Genomic DNA, 7,433 nt, shown 5'->3' with positions numbered 1-7,433 from the left:
GGGCGGTGCGGCGGGCCCGGCGGCCGGCACGGCGACGGTCTCCGCGGCAGCGGCTCCGGCCGGCACGACGGGCGGGCCGGCAGGCAGGTCCGTCGGATCGGCCGAGGCGGCAGCCACCGCAGCGACCGGTGCGACCGCTGTGGTCGCGTCGGTCGTCCCCGGCGCAACCTCGGTCTGCACCGGGACCACGGCAGGGCCACCCATCAACAGCGCCCATACGGCGGCCGGCAGTCCGGAGGGGACCGGCTCCGTGCTCGCCTCGGGCGCTGCTGACACGGGGGTCTCGGGGGCGACCACGGTCTTCGCGTCGCCGACGGGACCGTCGCCCTCGGGAACGTCGGACGTCCCGGACGGCCGGTCGCCGGCCCGGCCCGCACGGGAGGCGGCGTGCGCAGCTGCGCGCTCCGCCCGGTGAGCGGCCCGGTCGACGGCGCGGTCGGCCCTGTCGGCCACCCGGTCGGCGGCGCGGTCGGCCGTGTCGGCAGCGCGGTCCGCCGCGCGGGCGTCCCGCTCGTCCGAGGAGGTGCGCCGCTCCACGCCCCGGTCAGCCGGACCGCGGCCCGCGGGCCGGTCGGCGGACAGCGCGTCGTCCAGCATCGAGGCGAAGGGCGAGGGTCCGGTGCTGCTGCGAGATGCAGCACCGCTCGCGGACGTCGTCCGAGCCCCTGGCGCGGACGGGATCACGGGAGCGGTCACGATGTCTCCTCGCCGGGGCTCGTCGCTGTCGCGACCACCGGTGCTCTGTCCCTGTGTTCCCTCGCGAGCTCGGTCACGGGTCCTCCTCGCTGTCGCTCGTCGGCCTCGTGACCGAACGGTGCTGCGTTCCTGGATGGACTCGCGAGCTCGTTCATCGGTAGGCCTCCGCCTTGCTCATCACGCTTCGGACGTAGTTCTGGGTCTCGGGGTAGGGCGGGATCCCGCCGTAGCGGCTCACCGTGCCGGGGCCGGCGTTGTAGGCCGCCAGCGCCAGGTCGGTGGAACCGAACTGCTTGGTGAGCTGGCTGAGGTACCGGGCCGCGCCGTCGATGGCCGAGTTCGGGTCGAGGGCGTTGACGCCGAGCCCCTTGGCCGTGGCGGGCATGAACTGCATGAGCCCCTGGGCGCCGGCCGGGGAGACCGCCGAGGCATTGAAGCTCGACTCCTGCGACGCGACCGCCGCGAGCAGTGAGGCGTCCACCCCGTACCGGCTGGCCGCCCGGCTGAAGAGGTCGGCATAGGGCACGCCGGCCAGCGCCGCGCCACCGCTCGACGAAGCGGCCGACAGCGTCGGTTCGGGAAGCACGCGGCGGATGAGGGTGGGTGTGCCGACGTTGCGGACACCCACGGTGTCCCCGGGCTTCGGCGAGTCCATCATCTTGCCGTCCCCGAGGTAGATGCCGACGTGATCGATGCCCGGCCGATCCGACGAGTAGTCGAAGAACACCAGGTCGCCCGGGCGGGCGTCGGCGACCGACGCGACCGGACGACCGGCGGTCGCCTGCTGGGAGGAAGTCCGCGGCAGGTCGATGCCCAGGTTCTCGAACACCTGCTGCGTGAAGCCGGAGCAGTCCAGGCCCTTCGACGGGTCGGTGCCACCCCAGAGGTAGGGCACCCCGATGTACTTCTGCGCCTCGGCGACGACTGCGCTCTCCGAGGCCGACGCAGTCGAACTCCCGGCCGAGGTCGCGCCAGTGGAGTTGAGGCCGGCGGCCGCGGCCGCGCTCGCCCAGTCGCCGGAGCCCGTCGACTTCGGTGCGTAGAGGAAGCGCGACTGGATCTCGCTGATCCGGGTCTGGACCTGAGTCACTCCGTCCACGAGACCCCCTCGGCGACGTCGGTTCCGGTGGTCTTCGCCCGGCCGGCGCGGCCGGTGACGAGGTCGTCGACCGCCCGCTCCTCGGCGGCGTCCTCCGCGTGCTGGAGGGCGACCTGGTGTCGCTCGCGCAGCTTCTCCATGCCCTTGGTGCGCTGGGCGGCCGCCGTCCACTGGGCACGGACGAGCTCGGCCTGTTCCGCCTGCGCGGTGGCCAGGGAGCGGGCGTCGGAGGCGTCGGTCGCGGCGGTGCGCAGCAGCGTCATCGCGAGGACGAAGTCGCGGGCGGGCAGCATGCGCGGAAGGGAGGCGCCGGCCAGCGCCGTCTCGTAGTCGGTGGCCCGGCGGTCGGCGTCGGCAGCGGTGTTCGCGGCCTGCGCTGCGGCGGCCGCGGCGGCGCGCTCCTCGGTGCGGCGCAGCTCCAGGACCGGCTGCAGCCGGAAGACGGCGCGCTTCACGCCATACCCCCGCGCAACTCGGGCGGCCACGTCGATCGGGCTGTCATGCGCCCCTCACGATCCGCTGCAACCACGACCAGGACTCCTCCGGCGGCGTCGACTCGCCCATGGGCTGCTGCAGGAACGACTCGATCGACGGCGCGAGCTGGCGGGCGCGGTCGACGAGGGGGTCGGTGCCGGTCTGGTACGCGCCGATCTCGATGAGCTCCTTGACGTCGCGAAGCGCGCCCATGAGCCGGCGGACCTCGCGGGCGTCGGCCATCTGCTCCGGCGGGACGACGGCACTTGCCACCCGGGAGATCGACTCGAGGACGTCGATGGACGGGAAGTGGCCGACGGTGGCCAGCTTGCGGGTGAGCACGATGTGCCCGTCCAGGATCGAGCGGGCGGTGTCGGCGATCGGCTCGTTGTGGTCGTCGCCCTCGACCAGGACGGTGTACAGCCCGGTGATGGACCCGGTGACTCCCGTACCGGCCTTCTCCAGCAGCTGCGGCATCATCGCGAACACGCTCGGCGGGTAGCCGCGGGTCGCCGGGGGCTCGCCCGCCGACAGGCCGACCTCGCGCTGGGCCATCGCGGTGCGGGTGATCGAGTCCATGAGCAGCAGCACGTCGCGGCCCTGGTCACGGAACGCCTCGGCGATACGGGTGGCGACGAATGCGGCCTTCAGCCGCACCAGCGGCGGCTCGTCGGAGGTGGCGACGACGACGACGGTGCGCGCCATGCCCTCGGGCCCGAGGTTCTCCTCGATGAACTCGCGGACCTCACGACCACGCTCGCCGATCAGGCCGATGACGCGGACGTCGGCGTCGGTGCCGCGGGTGATCTGGGCCAGCAGGCTGGACTTGCCGACGCCCGAACCGGCGAAGATGCCGAGTCGCTGTCCCTTGCCGCAGGGGACCAGGGTGTCGAGGGCGCGCACGCCGAAGGTCAGTGGCTCGTCGACCCGGCTGCGCGACAGCACGTGCGGGGTCTCGCTGGCCAGGTCGACGTAGGAGACGCGGGAGCCCAGCGGCGGACCGCCGTCGACCGGCCGGCCGAGCCCGTCGAGCACCCGGCCGAGCAGTGCCTCGCCGACCGGCACCTGCAGCGGCATGCCGGTCGCGCGGACGGGGGCGCCGGCGTGCACGCCGGAGAGCGTGCCGAGCGGCATGCAGGTCAGCCGGTCGCGGCCGACCGCGACCACCTCGGCCAGCAGCCCCCGCTCGCCCGGGTTGACCTCCACGAGGTCGCCGACCGCGGCGGACAGGCCGTCGACGGTCATCGTCAGGCCCATGGCCCCGCTGACCGAACCGGTCACCTGCGGCCGGGCCGCGGCGCGGGCCCGCGTGATCAGGGCGCTGGGGAGACTCATGAGGTCAGGACCGCCTGGACCCGCTCGAGAGCCGACATCAGCTGGGCGTCGATGCGGCGAGGACCGGTCTCGGCCACCGCGCCGGCCCGCTCGACGGCCGGGTCGCCGAGCACCCGGACGGAGTCCGGCAGCTCGGCGAGCGCCTCGGCCGGGATCTCGGCGAGGTCGTCGGGGTGGACGCGGACGACGGTCGGCGAGTCGGACGGGCACAGGGCCAGCGCACGGCGGACGGCGTCGAGCACGGGGGACTCGGCCAGGGCGAGCTCCCGGCCGAGGATGTCCTCGACCAGCGTCAGGACCATCCCGATGATCGTCTCGCGCACCTCGTCGGCGACGGGGACGACGGCCTCGTCGAGCCGGGTCACCGCAGCGCCGAGCGCGGCCGTCGCCGAGGCGACCCGCCGCTCCCACCGCGCCTGGACGTCGGCCAGCCTCTCGGCGGCCGCCCGCTCCGCCTCGGCGACGACCGCGGCGGCCGCACCCATGCCCTCGGCGTGGCCGGCGGCGAAGCCCTCAGCGTGGGCGTGCTGGCGCAGCCGCTCCAGCTCCTCGGCGTACACGTCGCCGAGCCGGAAGGAGGCGCCGCCGCCCACGACCGGCAGATCGGCGGCCCGGCGGATGGTCGACCGCCGTTCCTCGACCTGGAGGTGCTCCTCGCGGGGCTGCGTCTGCTGCTGGGGAATGTGGTGCTGGACCGGACCCTGCTCGCGATACGGCGTGGCCCGCTCTGCTCCGCTGCCGCGCAGCAGCACTCCCTCACGCAACGAACTCATCGTCCTGACCGCGGGTCAGCGTGAGCACGCCCTGCTCCTCGAGCGTCCGGATGACCGTGACGACCTTCGCCTGGGCCTCCTCGACGGTGCGGGTGCGCACCGGGCCGAGCAGCTCGATCTCCTCGTTGAGGTTCTCGGAGGCGCGCTCGGAGAGGTTCCGGACGACCTTGTCGCGGACGTCGGGCCGGACACCCTTGAGCGCCGTGGCCAGGTCGTTGGCCTCGACCTCGCGCAGCACCTGCTGCAGGGACCGGTCGTCGATCGTGACGATGTCCTCGAAGACGAACATCTGCGACCGGACCTGCTCGGCGAGCTCGGGGTCGGTGTTGTCCAGCCACTCGAGGATGGAGCGCTCCGTGGGCCGCGGCGAGCGGTTGATGATCTCGACGAGGGTCTCGACGCCACCCACCGTGGTCATGTCCTGGTGCGCGAGCAGCGAGCCCATCCGGCGGCCCAGCTCCTCCTCGACCAGCCGGACCATCTCCGGGGAGGTGCGGTCCATGGTGGCGATGCGGTGGGCGACCTCGGCCTGCTGCTCCGGCGCGAAACCGGAGAGCACCTCGGCCGACTGCCCTGCGGTGAGGTGCGCGAGCACCAGGGCGATGATCTGCGCGTGCTCGTCCTTGAGGAACGTCACGAGCTGGCGGGTGTCGGCATTGCGCAGCGAGGCGAACGGGACCTCGGTGTAGACGACGTTGAGCCGCGACAGGATGCCCTCGGCCTTGTCCTCGCCCAGGCCCGCGGCCAGGATCTCGCGGGCGAAGTCCACGCCACCGCGGCCGATGAAGTGCTGTGCGGTCATCAGGCCGTGGAACTCGTTCATGACGCCGTCGACGTCCTCGGACTCGACCGAGCCCAGGCGCATCAGCTCGCGGGTGAGCGACTCGACCTCGCGCGGCCGGAGCTTGGACAGCAGGACGCCGGCCTCCTCCTTGCTCATCTGGGCGAGGAAGACGGCGGCCTTGCGCAGGCCGGGGAGCTCGGCGCGCGCGGGAGGCGCCGCGACGGCGGGCAGGTTGGACGCTGCCCCGCCGATCCCGACGAGCTGCTCCATGCTTGCCATCGTCATGACGACTCCTCGCTGACGCTCGTCGCCGCCATACCGGGCCGTGCTGGGCTCATGCGTGAGCTCGCGCGCTCGCTCACGACTTGTTCTCGCTCAACCAGCCGCGGAGCATCGCCGCGACCTCGTCGGGACGCTCGCTGACCATGGTGGAGATCTCCCCCCGTACCTTCTGCCGCTCGGCGGCCTCGAGTTCCATGGCTGCGGTATCGACCTTGGGGCGGAGCTCCTCGCGGGTGCTGGAGATCCGGAGCCGGTCCAGCTCGGCGAGCATGTCGTCGGTGAGCTCGAGGGGCTCGTAGTCGTCCTCGATCTCCTCCTGACGGCGGGAGCGCAGCCACACCAGGAGGACGACGAGCGCGATGCCGGCCGCGATGCCGCCGGTGCGGATCATCGACCACATCTGGGCGCTGGCGTCGGCCGCGCGGGCGGCCGCCATGTCCGCGGCGGCAGCGTCGGCGGCCGTGGTGTCGAACGGCAGGGAGGCGACAGTGATGGCGTCGCCGCGTGCCGTGTCGAGACCGACGGCTGTGGTCATGAGGTCGCGCATCTGCTGCTGGTTGAGGTTCGCGGCGACGGCGTCGTCCATCACCACCGAGATCGTGAGCCGGTTGAGCACGCCCGGCGCGGACTCGACGGTCTCCACTGTCTTGTCGACGGCGTTGTTCTCGGTCGTCTGTCCCTTGTTGTAGGTAGAGCCGCCCCCACCGGCGTTGGCCGCCGCGTCGGGCATGTTCTCCGGTCCGAGGACGCCGCCCACAGGCGTGCCACTTCCCGTGTAGGCCTCCGTCGTGGTGCTCGACGACAGCGGCGGGGCGCCGTTGGGGTAGGTGTAGGTCTCCGACGTCGACTGCCGCTGGGACAGGTCGACGTCCGCGCGCACCGACACGACCGAGCGGCCCCGGCCGAGGACGGAGTCGAGAATTCTCTGCGCACTCGCCGAAAGGCGCCCCTCGTACTCCTGCTCGACCTGCGACCGGGCGTCGCCGGCCGCGGCAGTGACGCCAGTTCCGGGCGCCGCGAGTACCTGGCCGGTGGAGTCGGTGACGGTCACCTGATCGGGGTCCATGTCCTGGATGCTGGAGGACACGAGGTTGGTGACCGCCTGGATCTGCTCGCCGCTCAGAGCCGTGCCGGCCGCCAGCGTCAGCATGACCGACGCCGTGGGCTTGGACTGCTCGGTCACGAACACCTCGTCCTTGGGGAGGGCGACGTGCACGACCGCCGTCTGCACGCCGTCCAGGGCCTCGAGGGTCTTGGACAGCTCACCCTCCAGTGCCCGCTGGTAGGTCGTCTGCTGCTGGAACTCACTCGTGGTGATGCCCTGCTGGTCCAGAAGGGCGTACCCGGTGTCCTGGCCGGCCGGCAGTCCCTTGCCGCTCATGCTCAGGCGCAGGTCGTAGACGGAGTCCTGGGCGACCATGATCGTCTGGCCACCGTCGGTGAGCTCGTAGGCGACACCGGCGGCGTTCAGCTCGTCGACGATCGCCGAGGCGTCCGCCGACGCGAGGTTGGAGAACAGCGGGGCCTGGGTGGGGGCGGTGATCCAGCGGAAGAAGAAGAACCCGCCGAGAAGCAGCCCGACGAGCAGAAGGCCGATGACGACCTTCTGCCCCAAGCTGATCGTTGAGAACGTAGAGCGGGCGCGCTCCAGCGTCCCGGCGAGTGCCGACTTCATCAGACAGGCATCCTCATGATCTCGTTGAACGCCTCAACGGCCTTGTTCTTGATCGTCACGACCATCTCGGTCGCCAGCGCTGCCTCGTTGCTGGCGATCATGTAGTCGTGCACGTCCTTCAGGTCGCCGGTGGCGGCCTGGGTCGCCAGGGTGTCCGCGGTCTTCTGCGCACCCTGGAGCCCGTCGATGGACGACGCCAGGACGGCCGCGAAGCCGTCGGAGTTCTGCGCCTGCGGGACGCCGGTCAGTGCGCCGGCCACACCGGAGGTGGCGCCGACACCGACGGGCATGATGCCGCCGAGGGGGAACGTCATG

8 protein-coding genes are annotated in these 7,433 nt (G+C 72.4%); all 8 read right to left on the bottom strand.

Annotation, left to right across the window (positions count from 1 at the left end; translation table 11 throughout):
• On the bottom strand, nucleotides 1-696 hold a 696-nt coding region (locus tag E4P38_RS20730), incomplete at its 3' end, for a hypothetical protein (RefSeq protein ID WP_209309230.1).
• Between the two features lie 151 nt (nucleotides 697-847).
• The gene (locus tag E4P38_RS23940; protein WP_135133882.1) at nucleotides 848-1,795 is read right to left on the bottom strand and encodes a transglycosylase SLT domain-containing protein; all 948 of its coding nucleotides are present in this window, start codon (nucleotides 1,793-1,795) and stop codon (nucleotides 848-850) included.
• Entirely contained in the window at nucleotides 1,783-2,250 is a 468-nt protein-coding gene (locus tag E4P38_RS20720; RefSeq protein WP_135133881.1) for a flagellar export protein FliJ, read from the bottom strand. Before E4P38_RS20720 ends, E4P38_RS23940 begins: the two co-directional genes overlap by 13 nt.
• Nucleotides 2,251-2,293: 43 nt before the next feature.
• The gene (locus E4P38_RS20715) at nucleotides 2,294-3,604 is read right to left on the bottom strand and encodes a FliI/YscN family ATPase (RefSeq protein WP_135133880.1); all 1,311 of its coding nucleotides are present in this window, start codon (nucleotides 3,602-3,604) and stop codon (nucleotides 2,294-2,296) included.
• Nucleotides 3,601-4,377 (bottom strand): FliH/SctL family protein, encoded by a 777-nt coding sequence (locus E4P38_RS20710; RefSeq protein ID WP_135133879.1) that lies wholly within the window; start codon nucleotides 4,375-4,377, stop codon nucleotides 3,601-3,603. The genes E4P38_RS20715 and E4P38_RS20710 overlap by 4 nt, the downstream gene beginning before the upstream one ends.
• Nucleotides 4,361-5,446 carry a flagellar motor switch protein FliG gene (fliG, locus tag E4P38_RS20705; protein ID WP_135133878.1) on the bottom strand — a complete coding sequence of 362 codons (1,086 nt, stop codon included), beginning with the start codon at nucleotides 5,444-5,446 and terminating at the stop codon, nucleotides 4,361-4,363. The genes E4P38_RS20710 and fliG overlap by 17 nt, the downstream gene beginning before the upstream one ends.
• A 73-nt stretch (nucleotides 5,447-5,519) precedes the next feature.
• A complete protein-coding gene (gene fliF, locus E4P38_RS20700) occupies nucleotides 5,520-7,118 on the bottom strand; it encodes a flagellar basal-body MS-ring/collar protein FliF (protein WP_135133877.1) in 1,599 nt (532 codons plus the stop codon).
• Nucleotides 7,118-7,432: a flagellar hook-basal body complex protein FliE gene (gene fliE, locus E4P38_RS20695; protein ID WP_135133876.1), complete on the bottom strand. Its 315-nt coding sequence runs from the start codon at nucleotides 7,430-7,432 to the stop codon at nucleotides 7,118-7,120. The genes fliF and fliE overlap by 1 nt, the downstream gene beginning before the upstream one ends.
• Between the last annotated feature and the right edge of the window lies 1 nt (nucleotide 7,433).

The sequence above is a fragment of the Blastococcus sp. CT_GayMR16 genome (assembly GCF_004570875.1).
GTDB lineage: Bacteria > Actinomycetota > Actinomycetes > Mycobacteriales > Geodermatophilaceae > Blastococcus_B.
This window is presented reverse-complemented; position numbering and strand designations above follow the sequence as displayed.